The organism is Mycobacterium sp. (assembly GCF_047975165.1).
In the GTDB taxonomy this organism is placed as follows: Bacteria; Actinomycetota; Actinomycetes; order Mycobacteriales; family Mycobacteriaceae; genus Mycobacterium.
On record NZ_JBKECZ010000024.1, the window covers coordinates 24,130 to 42,072 of the forward strand.

The 17,943-nt window shown below is 65.6% G+C and carries 16 protein-coding genes; 6 read left to right on the plus strand and 10 right to left on the minus strand.

Annotated features, from left to right (window positions below):
• Nucleotides 1-204 precede the first annotated feature (204 nt).
• Together gltB and ACK5M9_RS01720 are read left to right on the plus strand one after the other, a co-directional pair.
• Nucleotides 205-4,788: a glutamate synthase large subunit gene (gene gltB / locus ACK5M9_RS01715; protein WP_416891483.1), complete on the plus strand. Its 4,584-nt coding sequence runs from the start codon at nucleotides 205-207 to the stop codon at nucleotides 4,786-4,788.
• A complete protein-coding gene (locus ACK5M9_RS01720; protein ID WP_416891484.1) occupies nucleotides 4,781-6,235 on the plus strand; it encodes a glutamate synthase subunit beta in 1,455 nt (484 codons plus the stop codon). Before gltB ends, ACK5M9_RS01720 begins: the two co-directional genes overlap by 8 nt.
• A gap of 457 nt (nucleotides 6,236-6,692) precedes the next feature.
• Here the strand turns inward: ACK5M9_RS01720 and ACK5M9_RS01725 are convergent, their stop codons facing one another.
• Nucleotides 6,693-7,556, minus strand: a complete 864-nt coding sequence (locus tag ACK5M9_RS01725) for an LLM class F420-dependent oxidoreductase (protein WP_416891485.1) — start codon at nucleotides 7,554-7,556, stop codon at nucleotides 6,693-6,695.
• A 51-nt stretch (nucleotides 7,557-7,607) separates the two neighbouring features.
• Here ACK5M9_RS01725 and ACK5M9_RS01730 point away from each other — a divergent pair, with 51 nt between their 5' ends.
• Nucleotides 7,608-8,042, plus strand: coding sequence for a hypothetical protein (locus ACK5M9_RS01730; protein ID WP_416891486.1), 435 nt, complete (start codon nucleotides 7,608-7,610; stop codon nucleotides 8,040-8,042).
• 37 nt (nucleotides 8,043-8,079) lie between these two features.
• On the opposite strand, the gene ACK5M9_RS01735 is transcribed toward ACK5M9_RS01730, so the two are convergent.
• Nucleotides 8,080-8,730, minus strand: a complete 651-nt coding sequence (locus ACK5M9_RS01735) for a TetR/AcrR family transcriptional regulator (RefSeq protein ID WP_416891487.1) — start codon at nucleotides 8,728-8,730, stop codon at nucleotides 8,080-8,082.
• Nucleotides 8,731-8,807: 77 nt separating this feature from the next.
• On the opposite strand from ACK5M9_RS01735, the gene ACK5M9_RS01740 reads away from it, so the two are divergent.
• On the plus strand, nucleotides 8,808-10,277 hold the full coding sequence (locus tag ACK5M9_RS01740) for a flavin-containing monooxygenase (RefSeq protein ID WP_416891488.1): 1,470 nt from the start codon (nucleotides 8,808-8,810) through the stop codon (nucleotides 10,275-10,277).
• On the opposite strand, the gene rraA is transcribed toward ACK5M9_RS01740, so the two are convergent.
• The 7 genes from rraA to ACK5M9_RS01775 all read right to left on the minus strand — a co-directional run bounded on the left by rraA (nucleotide 10,274) and on the right by ACK5M9_RS01775 (nucleotide 14,630).
• Nucleotides 10,274-10,786: a ribonuclease E activity regulator RraA gene (gene rraA / locus ACK5M9_RS01745; protein WP_416891489.1), complete on the minus strand. Its 513-nt coding sequence runs from the start codon at nucleotides 10,784-10,786 to the stop codon at nucleotides 10,274-10,276. The two genes, ACK5M9_RS01740 and rraA, sit on opposite strands and share 4 nt — an antisense overlap.
• A 13-nt stretch (nucleotides 10,787-10,799) precedes the next feature.
• Nucleotides 10,800-11,276, minus strand: a complete 477-nt coding sequence (locus tag ACK5M9_RS01750) for a nucleoid-structuring protein H-NS (protein WP_416891490.1) — start codon at nucleotides 11,274-11,276, stop codon at nucleotides 10,800-10,802.
• A 131-nt stretch (nucleotides 11,277-11,407) separates the two neighbouring features.
• Entirely contained in the window at nucleotides 11,408-12,064 is a 657-nt protein-coding gene (locus ACK5M9_RS01755) for a DUF6474 family protein (RefSeq protein ID WP_416891491.1), read from the minus strand.
• Nucleotides 12,065-12,187: 123 nt separating this feature from the next.
• A complete protein-coding gene (locus ACK5M9_RS01760) occupies nucleotides 12,188-12,586 on the minus strand; it encodes a transcriptional regulator (RefSeq protein ID WP_416891492.1) in 399 nt (132 codons plus the stop codon).
• A gap of 350 nt (nucleotides 12,587-12,936) precedes the next feature.
• Nucleotides 12,937-13,470, minus strand: coding sequence for a peptidase (locus tag ACK5M9_RS01765; protein WP_416891493.1), 534 nt, complete (start codon nucleotides 13,468-13,470; stop codon nucleotides 12,937-12,939).
• Between the two features lie 216 nt (nucleotides 13,471-13,686).
• Nucleotides 13,687-14,310, minus strand: coding sequence for a superoxide dismutase (locus ACK5M9_RS01770; protein ID WP_416891498.1), 624 nt, complete (start codon nucleotides 14,308-14,310; stop codon nucleotides 13,687-13,689).
• A gap of 167 nt (nucleotides 14,311-14,477) precedes the next feature.
• The gene (locus ACK5M9_RS01775; protein ID WP_416891494.1) at nucleotides 14,478-14,630 is read right to left on the minus strand and encodes a hypothetical protein; all 153 of its coding nucleotides are present in this window, start codon (nucleotides 14,628-14,630) and stop codon (nucleotides 14,478-14,480) included.
• A 412-nt stretch (nucleotides 14,631-15,042) separates the two neighbouring features.
• On the opposite strand from ACK5M9_RS01775, the gene ACK5M9_RS01780 reads away from it, so the two are divergent.
• Both ACK5M9_RS01780 and ACK5M9_RS01785 read left to right on the plus strand, forming a co-directional pair.
• The gene (locus ACK5M9_RS01780; protein WP_416891495.1) at nucleotides 15,043-16,086 is read left to right on the plus strand and encodes a DUF4328 domain-containing protein; all 1,044 of its coding nucleotides are present in this window, start codon (nucleotides 15,043-15,045) and stop codon (nucleotides 16,084-16,086) included.
• 4 nt (nucleotides 16,087-16,090) lie between these two features.
• The gene (locus ACK5M9_RS01785) at nucleotides 16,091-16,906 is read left to right on the plus strand and encodes a glycerophosphodiester phosphodiesterase (RefSeq protein WP_416891496.1); all 816 of its coding nucleotides are present in this window, start codon (nucleotides 16,091-16,093) and stop codon (nucleotides 16,904-16,906) included.
• Nucleotides 16,907-16,916: 10 nt separating this feature from the next.
• Here ACK5M9_RS01785 and ACK5M9_RS01790 read toward each other — a convergent pair whose 3' ends face one another.
• Complete coding sequence (locus ACK5M9_RS01790; protein ID WP_416891497.1) at nucleotides 16,917-17,462, minus strand: ferritin; 546 nt, start codon at nucleotides 17,460-17,462, stop codon at nucleotides 16,917-16,919.
• Nucleotides 17,463-17,943 lie beyond the last annotated feature (481 nt).

The following is a 17,943-nucleotide window of genomic DNA, read 5'->3' on the forward strand; positions in this document are numbered from 1 at the left end:
TCGTCTAGGTTGCCGAAGCCAGGCCAGGGGCCGCCGTTCAGCGTTGCACGGACGCAGGCCGGGCCGGATTCGTTTTGCGGCCGGCCTGCCGACGGCGTTGGAGGCCGACGGGCCTGGCCGGCAATCCCGGGCGCAGCCCCGTCGATCCGGGACGGCGATCCGCAGGTCGGCGGTCCGGAAAGTCTGCTGAAGGGTTAGGTGGGTATGACGCCCAAGCGTGTCGGGCTATACAACGCCGCGTACGAACACGATTCGTGCGGGGTCGCCATGGTCGTGGACATGCACGGCCGGCGCAGCCGCGACATCGTGGACAAGGCCATCACCGCGTTGCTCAACCTCGAACACCGCGGTGCCGCGGGCGCTGAGCCGCGCAGTGGAGACGGTGCCGGCATCATGATCCAGGTTCCCGATGAGTTCCTGCGCGCGGTGGTGGATTTCCAACTTCCCGAACCGGGCAGCTACGCCACCGGGATCGCGTTCCTTCCGCAGTCGTCCAGGGACGCCGCGGCGGCGTGTGCCGCGGTGGGCAGGATCGCCGAAGCCGAGGGCCTGAAGGTGGCTGGCTGGCGCGACGTGCCCACCGACGACTCCTCGCTCGGCCCGCTGTCTCGCGACGCGATGCCGACCTTCCGCCAGGTGTTTATGACGGGTGCTTCCGGTGTCACGCTGGAACGGCGCGCTTACGTGGTCCGCAAGCGCGCCGAACACGAACTGGGCACCAAGGGCCCGGGGCAGGACGGCCCCGGACGCGAAACGGTGTACTTCCCGAGCCTGTCCGGCCGGACGCTGGTGTACAAGGGCATGCTGACCACCCCGCAGCTCCGGGCGTTCTACCTTGACCTGCAGGACCAGCGGATGACGAGCGCCCTGGGAATCGTGCACTCGCGGTTTTCCACCAACACCTTCCCGTCCTGGCCGCTGGCCCACCCGTTCCGCCGGGTCGCTCACAACGGTGAGATCAACACCGTCACCGGCAACGAGAACTGGATGCGTGCCCGGGAGGCCTTGATCGACACCGACGTCTTCGGATCGAAGGACGATCTGGAGAAGCTGTTCCCGATCTGCACCCCGGGGGCGTCGGACACCGCCCGTTTCGACGAGGTCGTCGAATTGTTGCATCTGGGCGGCCGCAGTCTGGCGCACGCGGTCCTGATGATGATCCCGGAAGCCTGGGAGCGCCACGAGGCGATGGATCCGGCCCGGCGGGCGTTCTACGAGTACCACGCGTCGCTGATGGAGCCGTGGGACGGCCCGGCGTCGATCACGTTCACCGACGGCACCCTGGTCGGCGCCGTGCTCGACCGCAACGGCCTGCGCCCCTCACGCATCTGGGTCACCGACGACGGCCTAGTCGTCATGGCGTCGGAGGCCGGGGTGCTCGACGTCGACCCGTCGAAGGTCGTCAAACGGATGCGGTTGCAGCCGGGCCGAATGTTCCTGGTGGACACCACCCAGGGCCGCATCGTTTCCGATGAGGAGATCAAGGCGGAGCTGGCCGCCGAGCACCCGTATCAGGAGTGGCTCAACAACGGCATGGTTCCGCTGGACAGATTGCCGGCCAAGAAGTACGTGCGCATGCCGCATCACCGGCTCGTCGTGCGCCAGCAGACGTTCGGCTACACCTACGAGGAGCTGAACCTGCTGGTAGCGCCGATGGTCCGGACCGGCGTCGAGGCACTGGGCTCGATGGGCACCGATACACCGATCGCGGTGCTGTCGAAGCGGCCCAAGATGCTCTACGACTACTTCCAGCAGCTGTTCGCCCAGGTGACCAATCCACCGTTGGACGCCATCCGCGAGGAGGTGGTGACCAGCCTGCTGGGTACCACCGGCGGGGAGCGGGACCTGCTCAGCCCGGGCCCGGGCTCGTGTCAGCAGATCGCGCTGCCGCAGCCGATCCTGCGCAATTTCGAGCTGGCCAAGCTGATCAACCTGGATCCCGACGACGTCGTCGACGGGCATCCGCATGGAATGCGTTCGACGGTGGTGCGTTGCCTGTACCCGGTCGCGAGCGGGGGAGCGGGGCTGGCAGCCGCGCTGGACGAGGTGCGCGCGCAGGCATCGGCGGCGATCGCCGACGGAGCGCGGCTGATCATCCTCTCCGACCGCGACTCGAACGAGGAGCTGGCACCGATCCCGTCGTTGCTTGCGGTCGCCGGCGTGCATCACCATCTGGTGCGTGAACGGACCCGCACCCATGTCGGTCTGGTCGTGGAATCCGGCGATGCCCGCGAGGTGCACCACATGGCGCTGTTGATCGGCTGCGGGGCGGCCGCGGTCAACCCCTACCTGGTGTTCGAGTCGATCGAGGAAATGGTCGATCGCGGCGCGATCGTCGGCCTCAACCGCCAGACCGCGTTGAGCAACTACATCAAGGCCGCGGGCAAGGGTGTGCTGAAGGTGATGTCGAAGATGGGCATCTCGACTCTGGCGTCCTACACCGGCGCGCAGCTGTTTCAGGCGGTCGGCATCTCCGCTGAGGTGCTCGACGAATACTTCACCGGGTTGGCCTGCCCGACCGGAGGCATCACCGTCGACGACATCGCCGCGGATGTGGCCACCCGGCACGCGCTGGCCTACCTGGACCGGCCGGAGGAGCGGGCGCACCGCGAGCTCGAGGTCGGGGGCGACTACCAGTGGCGCCGCGAGGGTGAATACCACTTGTTCAACCCCGAGACCGTGTTCAAGCTGCAGCACTCCACCCGCACCGGCCAGTACACGATTTTCAAGGAGTACACCCGCCTGGTCGACGACCAGAGCGAGCGGATGGCGTCGCTGCGCGGCCTGTTCAAATTCCGGGCCGGAGTGCGTTCGCCGGTGCCGTTGGACGAGGTCGAGCCGGCCAGCGAGATCGTCAAGCGGTTTTCGACCGGCGCGATGAGCTACGGTTCGATCTCCGCGGAGGCCCACGAGACGCTGGCGATTGCGATGAACCGCCTTGGCGCACGGTCGAACAGCGGTGAAGGCGGCGAGGATGTCGCCCGGTTCGAACACGACGCGAACGGGGACTGGCGGCGAAGCGCCATCAAGCAGGTGGCGTCAGGCCGGTTCGGTGTCACGTCGCACTACCTGACCAACTGCACCGACATCCAGATCAAGATGGCCCAAGGCGCCAAACCCGGTGAGGGCGGCCAACTTCCGGGCCACAAGGTGTATCCGTGGGTCGCCGCGGTACGGCACTCCACTCCCGGAGTGGGGTTGATCTCACCGCCGCCGCACCACGATATCTATTCCATCGAGGACCTCGCCCAGCTGATCCACGACCTGAAGAACGCGAACCCGTCGGCACGGGTGCACGTAAAGCTGGTCTCGGAGAACGGGGTCGGCACCGTGGCGGCCGGTGTTTCGAAGGCACACGCCGACGTGGTGCTCATCTCCGGCCACGATGGCGGTACCGGAGCTACGCCGTTGACGTCCCAGAAGCACGCCGGCGCGCCGTGGGAACTCGGTCTGGCGGAAACGCAACAGACCTTGTTGCTCAACGGTTTACGCGACCGCATCGTGGTCCAGGTCGATGGGCAACTCAAGACCGGCCGAGATGTGATGATCGCGACGCTGCTGGGTGCCGAGGAATACGGTTTCGCAACAGCTCCGCTGGTGGTGGCCGGCTGCATCATGATGCGGGTCTGCCACCTGGACACCTGCCCGGTCGGGGTGGCAACTCAGAACCCGGTGCTGCGCGAGCGGTTTACCGGCCAGCCGGAGTTCGTCGAGAACTTCTTCATGTTCATCGCCGAAGAGGTTCGGGAGTACATGGCACAGTTGGGCTTCCGCACCATCAACGAGGCGGTCGGCCAGGCCAGTGCACTGGACACGACGTTGGCACGCGCCCATTGGAAAGCGCACCGGCTGGACCTGACTCCGGTGTTGCACGAACCCGAGTCGGCCTTCATGAACCAGGACCTGTATTGCAGTTCGAGTCAAGACCACGGGCTGGACAAGGCGCTGGATCAACAGCTGATCGTGATGAGCCGTGAAGCCCTGGACACCGGGGCGCCGGTCCGGTTCTCCACCGCCATCGGCAATGTCAACCGAACCGTAGGCACCATGCTCGGACACGAGGTAACCAAGGCCTATGGGGGACAGGGGCTCCCGGACGGAACGATCGATATCACCTTCGACGGTTCGGCCGGCAACAGCTTCGGCGCCTTTGTGCCTCGCGGGATCACGCTGCGTATTTTCGGCGACGCCAACGACTACGTCGGCAAGGGGTTGTCCGGCGGTCGAATCGTGGTGCGACCGTCGGAAAACGCACCGAAAGACTATGTCGCCGAGGACAACATCATCGGCGGCAACGTGATTCTGTTCGGCGCCACCAGCGGAGAGGCTTACCTGCGCGGGGTGGTCGGCGAGCGGTTCGCGGTCCGCAACTCAGGGGCGCACGCGGTGGTCGAGGGTGTGGGCGATCACGGTTGTGAGTACATGACCGGAGGCCGAGTCGTCATCCTGGGCCGCACCGGCCGTAATTTCGCCGCGGGTATGTCCGGGGGAGTGGCCTATGTCTACGATCCGGGCGGTGAATTGCCCGACAATCTCAACGCCGAGATGGTTGACATGGAAACTTTGGACGCACAAGACGTCGAGTGCGTGTACGGCCTTGTCACGGCGCATGTCGACGCCACCGATTCCGTTGTCGGCGGGCGTATTCTGAACGACTGGAGCCGCGAGCAACGGCACTTCGTGAAGGTGATGCCGCGGGACTACCGGAAGGTGCTGGAGGCGATAGCCAGAGCTGAACGTGACGGAGCCGATGTCGACAAGGCGATCATGGCGGCCGCTCATGGCTGATCCCAACGGTTTCCTCAAGTACACGCATCGGGAGCTGCCCAAGCGTCGGCCGGTCCCGCTGCGGTTGAAGGACTGGCGCGAGGTCTACGAGGAATTCGATATCGAGGTCCTGCGCGAGCAGGCGACTCGCTGCATGGATTGCGGTATTCCGTTCTGCCACCAGGGCTGTCCGCTGGGCAACCTGATCCCGGAGTGGAACGATCTGGTGCGGCTCGGCCGATTTCGCGAGGCGGCCGATCGGCTGCACGCTACGAACAACTTCCCCGATTTCACCGGGCGGCTCTGCCCCGCGCCGTGTGAAAGCGCTTGCGTGCTGGGCATCAACCAGGATCCAGTGACGATCAAGCAAATCGAAGTGGAGATCGTCGAGAAGGCTTTCGGCGAAGGCTGGGCGGAACCGGTGCTACCGCTGTGCGAAACCGGAAAAGCAGTCGCAGTGGTGGGTTCGGGGCCGGCCGGCCTGGCTGCCGCGCAACAGCTGACGCGGGCGGGCCACAAGGTGACCGTGTTCGAACGGGCAAGCCGCATCGGCGGGTTGCTGCGGTACGGCATTCCCGAGTTCAAGATGGAAAAACGCGTTCTGGATCGTCGGCTGGAGCAGATGGCTGCCGAAGGCACCGAGTTCGTGACCGACGTCAACGTCGGCGAGGACCTGAGCGTGGAGAAGTTGCGATCCGACTTCGACGCGGTCGTGCTGGCCGGCGGCGCCACCGCCTGGCGCGATCTGCCGGTGCCGGGCCGCGACCTGGCGGGGATTCACCAGGCCATGGAGTATCTGCCGTGGGGCAACCAGTACGCGTCCGGTCAGCACGAAGGTCCGCCGCCGATCACGGCCGAAGGCAAGCACGTCATCATCATCGGCGGCGGTGACACCGGTGCCGACTGCCTGGGCACCGCGCACCGGCAGGGTGCGGCCAGTGTCCATCAGTTCGAGATCATGCCGCGCCCGCCCGAAACCCGTGCCGCGTCCACCCCGTGGCCGACCTACCCGTTGATGTACCGGGTTTCTTCGGCGCACGAAGAGGGTGGCGAGCGGGTGTTCTCGGTGAACACCGAGGAGTTCGTCGGGGTGGACGGCCGGGTCACCGCGCTCAAAGCCCACGAGGTGACGATGCAGGACGGCAAGTTCGTCAAGGTCGAGGGCTCTGACTTCGAGCTGGCGGCCGACCTGGTGCTGTTGGCGATGGGCTTCGTCGGCCCCGAGAAGCCGGGCCTGCTCGACGAGCTCGGGGTGCAGCTCACCGATCGCGGGAACGTGGCCCGCGGCCACGACTTCGATACGTCGGTTCCCGGGGTGTTCGTGGCCGGGGACATGGGCCGCGGGCAGTCGCTCATCGTGTGGGCGATCGCCGAGGGTCGGGCCGCGGCGGCCGGGGTGGACCGCTACCTGATGGGTTCGACTGCCCTGCCCGCCCCGATCGAGCCGACGGACGTTCCGCTGAGATAACGAGTCACACCAGCCACTTCTAAAACACTCGAAATTTTGCTGGCGAGCCATCCCGAGTTTGCCGTGTCACGGGTGTCTAATTGTTAGCGGGGCATCGTCACACCGTGGGGCCGGAGAGCAGGCCAGTCGAAGCTCCGAATGAACTGGTCGGTCGCAGGAGAGTTCACCATGTACTTGAATCCCGTTGCTCGGTCGCGACTGGGGCGGATTGCCTGGTCATACGTTCGGCACCCCATGAAGAGGCGGGAATTTCCGGCCCGGAGCGAACGCTTGGTGACGGCCGCGGACCTATTGCGGTTTGGTTGACCGCGTCTGCGGGGGTAGCGCGGGGGTCCTGCGGGGGAAGCGCGGGAGTAGCTCTGTCGTAGTTTGCTCGGCTTCGTCGAGGCGGCAGAAATGTGAGTCGTTCGCGAGCGTAACGTGGCTGCGATTTCGCCCGCCGGATTTCGCCATGGCGTTACGCTCGCGAGCCAGGGAGGCAGAGCCCCGAGTCCCGAATGGCTTCGGCCAGTGGCTCCATGACAGCGGCGTCGTGCGGCGGAAAGATGTAGACGATACCCAGATCCAAACCCACCTCCCCGAGCGCGGCCGCGGTGTCGATGAGTCGCCCATAGTCGCGGTCGGCTCCGAGCACGAGATGGGAGGAGAGGGTGATCTCCCTCGGGTCGCGTCCGATATCGGCGCAGCATGCCGCCAGCACATCGCGTTTGTGTGCGAACTCCTCGGGCGTGCCGCCCACGAAGTTCCAGTGCTGCGCGTAGCGGGCAGTGATCGGCAACGTCCGCCGTTCGCCGCTGCCGCCTATGGCGATCGGCGGGTGTGGCCGCTGCGGCCCCTTCGGTTCGTTGTAGGCATCGGTGAGCTGGTAGTGCTTGCCGGCGAAAGTCGTTTTCTCCTGGCTGAGCAGGCCGACCAGCACCTGGCAGGCCTCTTCGAACCGGTCGAACCGGTCCTTAAGGCTGCCCAGTTCGATACCGTACGCACCCGACTCCTCCTCGTTCCAGCCGGCGCCGATCCCCAGTTCGAGCCGCCCGTTGGAGATCACATCCAGGGTGGCAGCCATGTTTGCCAGCACGGCGGGATGACGGTAATGGATACCGGTGACCAAGGTGCCCAGCCGCAGCCGCTCGGTGGCCTGCGCCAGTGCGGCCAGGGCGGTCCAGCCCTCCAGGCAGGGGCCGCTGGAATCGGAGAAAATCGGATAGAAGTGATCGAAGGTCCAGCCGGACTCGAACACGTCGATGCCGTCGGCGGCCCGCCAGAGCGCAAGCATCTGCGGCCAGGTGGTGTTCTGCGGTGAGGTTTTGAATGCGAAACGCATAAATCCGACGGTAGTCCGTGCCCCTGCCGGGCAACTAGAATCGGCAGCACTATGACACCGGCGATTTTGGGAATCGACACCAGGCTGACGCTGCTGGCGGCCGGACTGATCTTCCTGCTGGCGCTGGGTCTCGGGGTGTGGAAATACCGGCAGATCACCCTTGCCGCCGATCACCGGGCGCACCCCTACACCGACATCGCCCATCGGGCGGCGCTGCTGTACGCCTTCGCCACGATGCTTTTCGCGGTGTTCGTCGAGCTCAGCGCCTGGCCGGCCTGGGTGAACCTGACGGCTACCGGGGTGGCGGTGTTCTTCTTCGTCGCCGCCATCGCGACGTACATCCTGCACGGTGCGCGCCGCGACACCACCAACCAGTTTGCGCACCCGGTCGCGGGGACGGGATTCTTCATGGCCCTGTTGATCGCCGGTGAGATGGGCGGCTTTTCGGTGGTGCTGGCCGGGTTCGTGGCGGCGCAGTTCTTCTGACGCGTTCGGGTGCGCGCCGGCCCCGCAACCCCGGGGATCAACTGTAGATGCTGCCGATCCAGATGTGCACCAGGGTGTCGAGCACATGCTCCTCCGGAACGCGGGCCTGTTCACCGGCGAAGGAGGCGAACAGGGTCCGCTCGTTCATCAGGTTCAGAGCGGTGGCGAGGTCATGGCTGGGCAGGGTGTTCGGCGCCGCGCCCAACTCGCGCTCGGCGTCGATCTGCGCAGCGGTGAAGGCTATCCACTTATTCATGAATGCCGTCCAGAGGCCCCGCAACTCCGGGTTCGTGTCCTTGGCGGCTATGCCGGCTCGGGTCACCGCCCGGTGGCATCCGAACGTCTGGAAGAAGACGTTGATGCCGATCCGCCACTTGTTGCGACCGGACTCACCCAGGTCGGCGCCGAGCGATTCCAGTGCGGCGTCGGCTTCGGTGACCACCCGGCCCAGCAGAGTCAGCAGCACCGCGTCCTTGGAAGGGAAGTAGAAGTAGAAGGTCGGTCGGGAGATCCCCGCACCCTTGGCCAGGTCGTCGACGGAGATGTCGGCCAATGGCCGGGATTCCAGCAATTGCTCGGCGTGAGCGAGAATCGCGGACTCGCGGTCATCGCCGGACGGCCTCGAGTTGCGCCGAACGCGGGGATGCGGCAGTCCGTTCGCGGGGGAAGTCGCAGGGAAGCCGGCCACGGCCGTCAGCCTACAGTGTGTCGACAATTTCGACGTACTGTTGGCGTAATCGACAATGTGTTGATACCTTGGCGTCTATGACTGAGCACATTGATGTCGCCATCGTGGGAGCCGGCATCTCGGGGGTGAGCGCGGCCTGGCATCTGCAGGACCGTTGCCCGAGCAAGAGCTACGCGATCCTGGAGCGACGCCCCAGCATGGGGGGCACCTGGGATTTGTTCCGCTACCCGGGAATCCGCTCCGATTCGGACATGTACACCCTGGGATTCCGCTTCCGGCCGTGGACCGGAAGTCAGGCGATCGCCGATGGCGGACCGATTCTCGACTACGTCAAAACCACGGCCTCGATGTACGGCATCGACAAGCACATCCGTTTCAACCAGCGGGTGGTGGCGGCCGACTGGTCGAGTGCGGACAACCGCTGGACCATCCAGATCGACAGCGATGGCGAGTCACGCAGGCTCACCTGTTCGTTCCTGTTTCTGTGCAGCGGCTACTACAACTACGACGAGGGCTACGCGCCGACGTTCACCGGTTCCGAGGATTTTGCTGGACAGATCATCCACCCTCAGCACTGGCCGGCCGACCTCGACTATCAGGGCAAGAACATCGTCGTGATCGGTAGTGGCGCCACCGCAGTCACCCTGGTTCCCGCCCTGGCGGCTTCCGGCGCCGCGCACGTGACGATGCTGCAGCGCTCGCCCACCTATATTGTGTCGCAGCCGGGAGCCGACGGCATCGCCGACCGGCTCAACCGATGGCTCCCGGATTCCATGGCCTACAGCGCAATTCGCTGGAAAAACCTGCTGCGCCAGGCCGCCGTATATGCGGCCTGCCAGAAGTGGCCACGACAGATGCGGAAGACCCTGATGGGCCTGGTGCAACGGCAGTTGCCGCAGGGATACGACGTGCGAAAACATTTCGGCCCGAACTACGGACCCTGGGACCAACGGTTGTGCCTGGTGCCCGACGGCGACTTGTTCCGCAGCATCCGGGATGGCAAAGCCGACGTGGTCACCGACACCATCGAGCGGTTCACCCCGGAGGGCGTATTGCTCGACTCGGGCCAGCAGCTTCCGGCCGACATCATCGTCACCGCAACGGGACTGAATCTTCAGCTGTTCGGCGGCGCGACCACCGCGGTGGACGGTCAACTGGTGGATCTCACCCAGACCATGGCCTACAAGGGCATGATGCTGTCGGGCATTCCGAACATGGTGTACACGGTCGGATACACCAACGCCTCCTGGACGCTGAAGGCGGATCTGGTTTCGGAGTATGCGTGCAGGTTGTTGAACTATATGGACCACAAGGGATTTGACGCGGTTGCGGTAGAAGACCCGCCAGCCGACGTCGAAGAGCGGCCGTTCATGGACTTCACGCCGGGCTACGTGACGCGCTCGCTCGACGAGCTGCCCAAGCAGGGTTCGCGGACACCGTGGCGGCTGAACCAGAATTACCTGCGCGACATCCGCCTGATCCGGCGCGGACGGGTCGCTGATGAAGGACTGCGGTTCTCCAGAAAACCTGTGGCGGTATCGGCTTAGCCCCGGTGAGCCGGCGGGCCTTCGGTCGCGCTCCCGGCGGCGACGACGACGATGCCGTCGTCGTCGCTGTGGGCAAGTTCACCCGCGCGGAAGGTCACCCCGCCCAAGGTGACTTCGACATCGCGTTCCCCGGCGCCGGTTTTGGTACTTTTCCGAGGATTGGTGCCGAGAGCCTTGATGCCGATACCGATTCCCCGCAGCGCTACGGCGTCCCGAACCGCGCCGTACACGATCAATCCAGCCCAGCCGTTCGAGCGGGCCAACTCGGCGATCACATCGCCCACCAACGCGGTATGCAGTGACCCGCCACCGTCGATGACGAGCACACCGCCGTTGCCCGGTTGTGACAGAAGAGATTTCAGCAGCGCGTTGTCCTGAAAACAACGAACGGTGCGGATCGGTCCGGCGAATTCAGGCCGCCCGCCGAATTGGCGGAATTGCAGATCGCAACTGCGGGCGTCGGGGCCGATGGCGTCGACCAAGTCGGCCGTCGGCCGGAATACCACCACGGCCCGGACTACCTCAGCGCCGGCGCAACTGCCGGACGAGCAGCACGGCGAGCAGGCTCATGACGACGGCCACGGCCCACGGCACCGGGGACGGCGGGGCGCCGGGCTCCGGTTGCCCCTCGGGCAGCGGGCTCTCCGCGGTGTCCACGGCCGACTTCGCCCGCGCCGCCGCATCCTTGGCGGCCGCCGCAACCTGCCCATTGGTCTGCGCGGACGGCTGGACGCCGGAGGGTTTGGCCGCCGTGGGTGCGGGGGGCGTGGCTGGTTTCTCAGCTGGCTTCGCAGCGGGTCCCGCAGCCTTGGCTGCGGCTTTGCCGGTTTTGGCGGGTGCCTTCTTGGCGGTCTTGGCGGGTGTGCTCTTGCCGGGTGCCTTCTTGGCGGCAGCTTTCTTCCCGGGTGCCTTCTTGGCGGGTGCCTTCTTTGCCGGTGGCTTGCCGGCCCGCGGAGCGGGCTCTCCTGGGCGCTGGGGTTGATCCGCTGAATCTGCCATGCGGCCGCTCCTTTGCTGCTTTGTCGTCGGGTCCGGGCTCGCGCAACGATCGGATCCCATCATGCCAGGGCTGACGGGCGTCAGACCCATCGACCGCGGGGGCTCCCCAGGTGCCGAAAGGTGCGGACGCCTCAGCCGACTCCGAGCCGTGCCAGCAGGTCGCCTTCGATTCCGTCAAGTTGCGTCGCGATGGCTGCGTGGGCTTCTCGACGACGTTGGCCGGGCATGCTCTCGGCGGCGGTCACCGCGACGGACAATTCGGATAGCTTTTCGCCGATCGCCGCGACGAACTTCTTGGTCTCGGGATCCTTCGGCTTCTTCTGCCCCACGCTGCGCACGGACTGCTCGGCTCCGGCGATACGCGCCGACAATCTGGCGCCGTCCCCCGAGAACTGCCCGAACGCCGACAGCGGAACACCCAACTGTTCGGCCCGGCGCTGGTCGATCAGGCCCCGAGCCTCGATTGCACCCCGGTAGACCAGTGGGGCCAGCACCGGCGCCAGCAGACGCGACACCGTCAGAGTTCGGCGGAGCCGGGTCGGTGACAGCAGCCTGCCGTCGCGCGCGGCCCGGAGTTCCATCTCGGCGACCTTCACCGCCGCGCGGTCGCTGTCCTTCTGTGCCCTGAGCTGGGCCCTGATGGCCTTGTCGGAAGACCTTTGCGCGGACTTGATGCGACGGCGCTCGTTCTTTGCCGACAGTCGTGCCTCAAGCCTGGCGCGGGTCTTGAGCGCGCGGGCCTCGGCGCGGCGGGTTGCTCGGCTCTTTCGTGTGCGGAACAGGCCCATTGCCGACCGCCTCCCGGCTTCTCGTGAATGATCGCGACGCGTGCGCTACAGCGTGGGGCCAACCCTAATCCCGGTACTCCCGCAGCACATCGTCAGGTCCTGTCCGACCCGGTGGCCCAGCGGTCAGGGATCGAGCCCCGCGGCGCGGTGCAGCTCCTCGATCTGTTCGACGACCATTTGCTGCGCCTCCGCGGTCAGTCCCTGGGCCAGTACCGCGATACGGCGCACCCCGGCGTCGCGAACTGCGTCGTAGAACTGCAATTCCTTGTCGAGCTTCTCGTAGTACGCGTCGTCGACGAAGAATGTCGGCTTGATACGGAAGAAGTTGGCCAGCGCGGTCATGGTCGCCGACGACGGGTTGGTGCGATTGCCTGAACGGAGCTGAGACAGGTACGGGGCCGACATGGTGATGCCTTCCGCCTTGAGCGCCGCGATCACCTCCGCGGAGGAATGCGGACCCCGCCCCGGGGGATACACCGTGTCGAACAAGCGGTTCAGTCGGGCGGCGAACGTCGTGCTCATCGATATGACCTCCACCAGAGCGAAAAACTCCGGGCAGCAACGAAGAGATGTTTGCTGACTATGGTAGCGACCGTAGCCGCCCGCAACCAGACGCAGACCCCGGTGTATGCCCTGAGTTCGAACATTTTGCCCAGTACCCAGCCTCGATTTTTCGCGCCGGTGGGGTTCACGGGCTGTGAGTCGTTCGCGAGCGTAACGTGGTTGCGATTTTGCGCTCCGGATTTCGCCCTGGCGTTACGCTCGTGAGCAAGCGGGCTCGGCCAGCGCGGCGATCAGCGGTCGTTCCGGGAAGTCGGCGACATCGGCCATCGACTGCGCACACGTCTCCCGGGGGCAGCCGGCAGGCCGGTTCAGGCGGCCAGCAGCATCGCCAGGATCGCTGTGTCGGGGTGGCTGATCGGGTCAACACCGACACGGCTGACCATCGAGGTGATGGTGCCGTCGGACTCTGCCTCCACCCACGCTGCCCGATGTTCGAGTCCCAAATAGGGCAGGCCGGGTAGCAACAGACATCCCGACGCGGCCCCGGCGCATTCGGGGAGCGAGGGCGTCGTCTCCGACGGCGGATGCAGCATCAGTAGTGCCGGAGGCTGATGTTCCCCGAAATAACCTGGCTGAATAGCCTTTTCGCCGACCACCGTTCCCTCTGCCACTACCAGGCCCACGGTGTCGGGCCGCGGTTCATCGGGCAGCTCCTCGCGGGCACCGAATACCGTGGTGGTGGACAGCAATCCGGGCAGAGAGGCGACTCGGACCGCGACCATCAACAGTTGGGCCCACTCCTTGGTGGAATCGGGCCAGCGTCCGGAGATCACGAAGCCTTTCAGTGCGCCACGCGCATGAAAGGGGGCTACTCCGATAGGACCACTTGATCCGGCATCCATCTCGCCCTCCGCAACGCTTCCATCCGAAGTGACTACGCTGGTCGATCGACGTAAATCTAGCCTGAATAACCAAGGATGCGCGGCCTTTTAGCGGTATGCAACCCGACACGGCGACGGGACGGCTTCGTTGCGAACCGGTAGTTCGAGGCATTCCCGCCGGAAAACGACGAGGGCGCCGCGCGAGTTCGCGCGACGCCCAGGCCGGTGCGGCGGGTATCAGGGGAAGAGCAGCCCGGAGGTTTTCGAGGTTGCCGCCGTGTAGCGATCCGCAACGTCGGCCCAGTTGACGACGTTCCAGAACGCTTTGACGTAGTCCGCCTTGACATTCTTGTATTGCAGGTAGAAGGCGTGCTCCCACATGTCGACCTGCAGCAGCGGGATGATGCCCAGCGGGACGTTGGCCTGCTGGTCGTAGAGCTGGAAGGTGAGCAGCTTGCCGCCCAGTGTGTCGTAGCCCAGGACCGCCCAGCCCGACCCTTGCAAGCCGTTGGCGGCCGCGCTGAACTGTGCGCGAAACTTGTCGAACGAACCGAACTGGTCGTCGATAGCGGCGGCAAGGTCACCGGTCGGCTTGTCACCGCCGTTGGGCGACAGATTCTTCCACCAGATCGAGTGGTTGACGTGACCCCCGAGGTGGAAAGCCAGGTTCTTCTCGTTGAGGAAGATCGCCGCGTGGTCGTCCTTGGCGCGAGATTCTTCGAGCTTGGCGACCGCGTCGTTCACTCCTTTGACGTACGCCGCGTGATGCTTGCTGTGGTGGATTTCGTTGATCTGGCCGGAGATGTGGGGTTCCAGCGCGCCGTAGTCCCAGTCCAAGTCGGGCAAGGTGTAGTCAGCCACGACATTCCTTCCTTCGATTTGCGGATCGTCCATGGGTCGAATCTTTGACTTCCCAACACAGGGTCGTCTGACGTAGTCAACCCTGCTGCTTGACAGCCTATTCCGTAACGATTCCGCGGAGGATTCCGCCGGGTGTTCCCGGCCGGACCGTGGTCAACCCCGAAAGATCACGTCAGGACGATGAGTACCAGCACGGCCAGCAACGCCAGGGCGATGAAGCCGGCGCGCAGGGCGGCGACGACGTAGGTGTGTCCCCAAGTGGGCGATGTGGAGTTCCACGTAGGCGGATTTGGTCCCGGGCCGAGCGAATGGATGGCCATCAGGCACCTTCCTCACTTGTGTGTTCAGTCCGCGACCGCTGGTGTGGGACCAATCACATCTATAGAGATGCTGACGGTAATCATATCGCCAAGATCACATCTTGAAAAACCCCCGATGAACAATGGCCTGCGGACGTCGCCGGCGCCGGCGGCCCGAAATCGCGGGTCCGCCTTCGCCCGGACGGTGCGTCACCGGGCTCAACGTGGGGCAGGTTGTCCCCAGCAGACCTGAAAACCGGCCGGTCACGGTCATGTTTGCCAACTCCGTCCGCTGTGGATCGATCCAGGGGAATTGTGCAGACCGACTCAGGTCGCCGGGATGCGCCGTGCCCTGACGGCCGGGTAGGTGGCTGTCGCACCGCGCAGGTCCGTCGTGCGTCGTGTGTCGCCCGTCGCGGTTAGGCTGGTCGTTGTGATTCAGGCGTGCTCGCAGTGCGGCACTCGGTGGAATGTGCGTGAGCGTCAGCGCACGTGGTGCCCCCGCTGCCGCGGAACACTGATGCGGCCGCAGGCGGACGTGCCCGCCGGACCATCGGGGGTGCCTAGCCAGCGGCCCCCGGCGGCAGGGGTTGCCGGCAGGGGCGCTCCGCGGATTCCGCCCGGATTTCGCTGGATCGCCCTGCGACCCGGGGTTTCGCGGCGGGCGGGCCCGGGGCGACGGCCGCTGGGGCCGACGCCGCGCTACGCCGCCGTACCGCGTTGGGGCCTGATCGATCCGGCGCGATACCTGGTCCCGGCGCCCGTGGCTGAGCAACAGACGCAGACCGGACCGCCGGCGGAGCGGGTCCGCGCCGTGCTGTTGGCCACCCAGATGGTGTTCGCCGCAGCGGCACTCGTCTATGCCGGACGGTATGTCCTGCTGATCATCAACCGGGAGACCCTGTTGAACTCCGTGCTGGCCTTGACCGCGGACTGGATGGGCATCGCGGCCAGTGGGGCCGCCCTGGTCGCGGCGGCGGCCGCGTTCGTGGTGCTGGTCCAATGGTTACGTGCCCGGCGGGCCGCCGCATTCAGCCACCACGGTCTGCTCGAGCACCGCACGGCCCGCCGGCTCTGGGCCGGATGTCTGCTGCCTTTCGTCAACCTGGTGATGGCCCCGCTGTATGTCATCGAACTGGCGCTGGTCGAGGGCCACTATCGGCGAATGCGGAAACCGATCATCGCCTGGTGGCTCATCTGGGTTCTCAGCTACGCGGTGTCGCTGTTCGCCATCGCCACCTGCCTTTCCAGCGATGCACAGGGCATCGCCAACAACACCGTCGCGGTGACGATCGGGTATCTGGTGGCGGGTGTCACCATCGCCGCGGTGTCGCGGGTCTTCGAGGGCTTCGAACGCAAGCCCGTCGTGCGGCCCGCTCACCGGTGGCTGGTGGTGGAATCCGGTCGGCCGGAGAAATCCACACCATCTGCGTCGTCCGCGGTGGTTGAGCCGGAGGGGCGGCAACCGGCAGCATAGGGCTATGACGCGGCCGGACGAGGCCTCAGCCGGGCACCCTTTCGTGGTTGCCCACCGCGGCGCGTCGTCCGCACGTCCGGAACACACGTTGGCTGCTTATGAGCTGGCACTCAACGAGGGCGCCGACGGCGTCGAATGCGATGTCCGGCTGACCCGTGATGGCCACCTCGTCTGCGTCCACGACCGCAGACTGGATCGCACCTCAACCGGGGAGGGTGTGGTCAGCACGACGACGCTGGCGCAGATGCGCGAATTGGAGTACGGGGTCTGGCATGACAGTTGGCGTCCGGACGGCACCCACGGCGACACCGGACTGTTGACGTTGGACGCGCTGGTCATGCTCGTGTTGGACTGGCATCGGCCGGTGAAGATCTTCATCGAAACCAAGCACCCCGTGCGCTACGGCCCGTTGGTGGAGAACAAGTTGCTGGCTTTGCTGCACCACTTCGGCATTGCCGCGCCGGCATCGGCCGATCACTCCCGCGCGGTCGTCATGTCGTTTTCGGCTGCCGCGGTCTGGCGGGTCCGACGCGCCGCACCGATGCTGCCGACGGTGTTGCTGGGCGAGTCGGGGCGCTACCTCGCCAGCGGCGCGGCCACCGCCGTCGGCGCAACCGCGGTGGGGCCGTCACTGGCCGCGCTGCGCGACTACCCGCAGCTCGTCGACCGTTCGGCCGCGCAGGGCCGGTCGGTGTACTGCTGGACCGTCGATGACCACGACGACATCGACTTCTGTCGCGAGATCGGGGTGGCTTGGATCGCCACGAACCATCCCGGCCGCACCAAGTCTTGGCTGGCGACCAGCGAATCCACCGACTGACTCACGACCCCTATCGGGGGCCACCGGCAACGGGGGGCGCCCCGGGTTCCGCCGATGGCTTCGGAACCTCGCGCGCGACGAAGTTCTCGAGTTCGAACAGATCGGCCCCGGCCCGGTCGGCGACTCGTACCAGCGTCGCCATCAGGGCCACCTCTTCGACCTGCTCCTTGAGGAACCACTGCACGAATTGTTCACCGAGGTAGTCGCCCTCATCGCGGGCCACCGCGGTCAAGCGGCTGACCTGGTCGGTGACGGCGCGTTCCTGCGCCAGTGCGAGCGCCAATGCGTCGCGGGGCAGGTCGAAGTGGTTGCGCACCGGCTCCGCCCCCGGGATTTCCACGGGGAGGCCGCGGTCGAGCAGATGCCGCACGATCATCATCGCGTGACTACGCTCCTCGGCGGCCTGGGAGTAAAAGTGATGGGCAAGTTGCGGCAGATCTTCGCTGTCGAAAAAAACGGCAATCGCCAAGTATTGTTGTGCTGCCGTAAACTCGGCGTAAATTTGGTCCTGGAGTAAGCCGTGAAATTTTGTCTTGTGCTCGTCGCGATCAGTCATACCTAAAAGGTTATCCCTGGTCACCCTGCTGCTGCAACGACGGATGCCCTTAGTCAGGAAAGGTTTTCCTAATTTTATTGGAACACCATTGCCTTTTCCCGAAGGCAGGCTTGCCTAAATTGTATGGCTCGTCATTAGTGAACCTGAATCCGGCGGCTGAATTCACCGGTCTGTTTGGACGGGGTCCGATGCCCGATGCCCGATGCCCGATGCCCGATGCCCGATGCCCGATGCCCGATGCCCGATGCCCGGTGCCCGTTGCCCGGAGCCCGTTGCCCGTTGCCCGGTGCCCGTTGCCCGGTGCCCAGGCTTCACCCTCGGCGCAGTGATCCCCTGCCGGTGGATTCAAACCTGAGATCGGACACGCTCTCCGAGATTCTGCTTCGTTAGGTCTTTGAACTGTGGGTTTGCTTGGTCGGGTGGCCGGTGTGGGGTAGTAGGCGGGTAGGTTCTCGCGGTGGCGTCCGTGCGGAAGGCGCGC

Bases quoted from the DNA above. Each gene is read 5' to 3' on its own strand.
- ACK5M9_RS01720 (WP_416891484.1), top strand. From the start codon at position 4,781: ATGGCTGATCCCAACGGTTTCCTCAAGTACACGCATCGGGAGCTGCCC.
- ACK5M9_RS01740 (WP_416891488.1), top strand. From the start codon at position 8,808: ATGACTGAGCACATTGATGTCGCCATCGTGGGAGCCGGCATCTCGGGG.
- ACK5M9_RS01730 (WP_416891486.1), top strand. From the start codon at position 7,608: ATGACACCGGCGATTTTGGGAATCGACACCAGGCTGACGCTGCTGGCG.
- ACK5M9_RS01785 (WP_416891496.1), top strand. From the start codon at position 16,091: ATGACGCGGCCGGACGAGGCCTCAGCCGGGCACCCTTTCGTGGTTGCC.
- ACK5M9_RS01760 (WP_416891492.1), bottom strand. From the start codon at position 12,586: ATGAGCACGACGTTCGCCGCCCGACTGAACCGCTTGTTCGACACGGTG.
- ACK5M9_RS01765 (WP_416891493.1), bottom strand. From the start codon at position 13,470: ATGGATGCCGGATCAAGTGGTCCTATCGGAGTAGCCCCCTTTCATGCG.
- ACK5M9_RS01775 (WP_416891494.1), bottom strand. From the start codon at position 14,630: ATGGCCATCCATTCGCTCGGCCCGGGACCAAATCCGCCTACGTGGAAC.
- ACK5M9_RS01755 (WP_416891491.1), bottom strand. From the start codon at position 12,064: ATGGGCCTGTTCCGCACACGAAAGAGCCGAGCAACCCGCCGCGCCGAG.
- gltB (WP_416891483.1), top strand. From the start codon at position 205: ATGACGCCCAAGCGTGTCGGGCTATACAACGCCGCGTACGAACACGAT.
- ACK5M9_RS01750 (WP_416891490.1), bottom strand. From the start codon at position 11,276: ATGGCAGATTCAGCGGATCAACCCCAGCGCCCAGGAGAGCCCGCTCCG.
- ACK5M9_RS01725 (WP_416891485.1), bottom strand. From the start codon at position 7,556: ATGCGTTTCGCATTCAAAACCTCACCGCAGAACACCACCTGGCCGCAG.
- ACK5M9_RS01790 (WP_416891497.1), bottom strand. From the start codon at position 17,462: ATGACTGATCGCGACGAGCACAAGACAAAATTTCACGGCTTACTCCAG.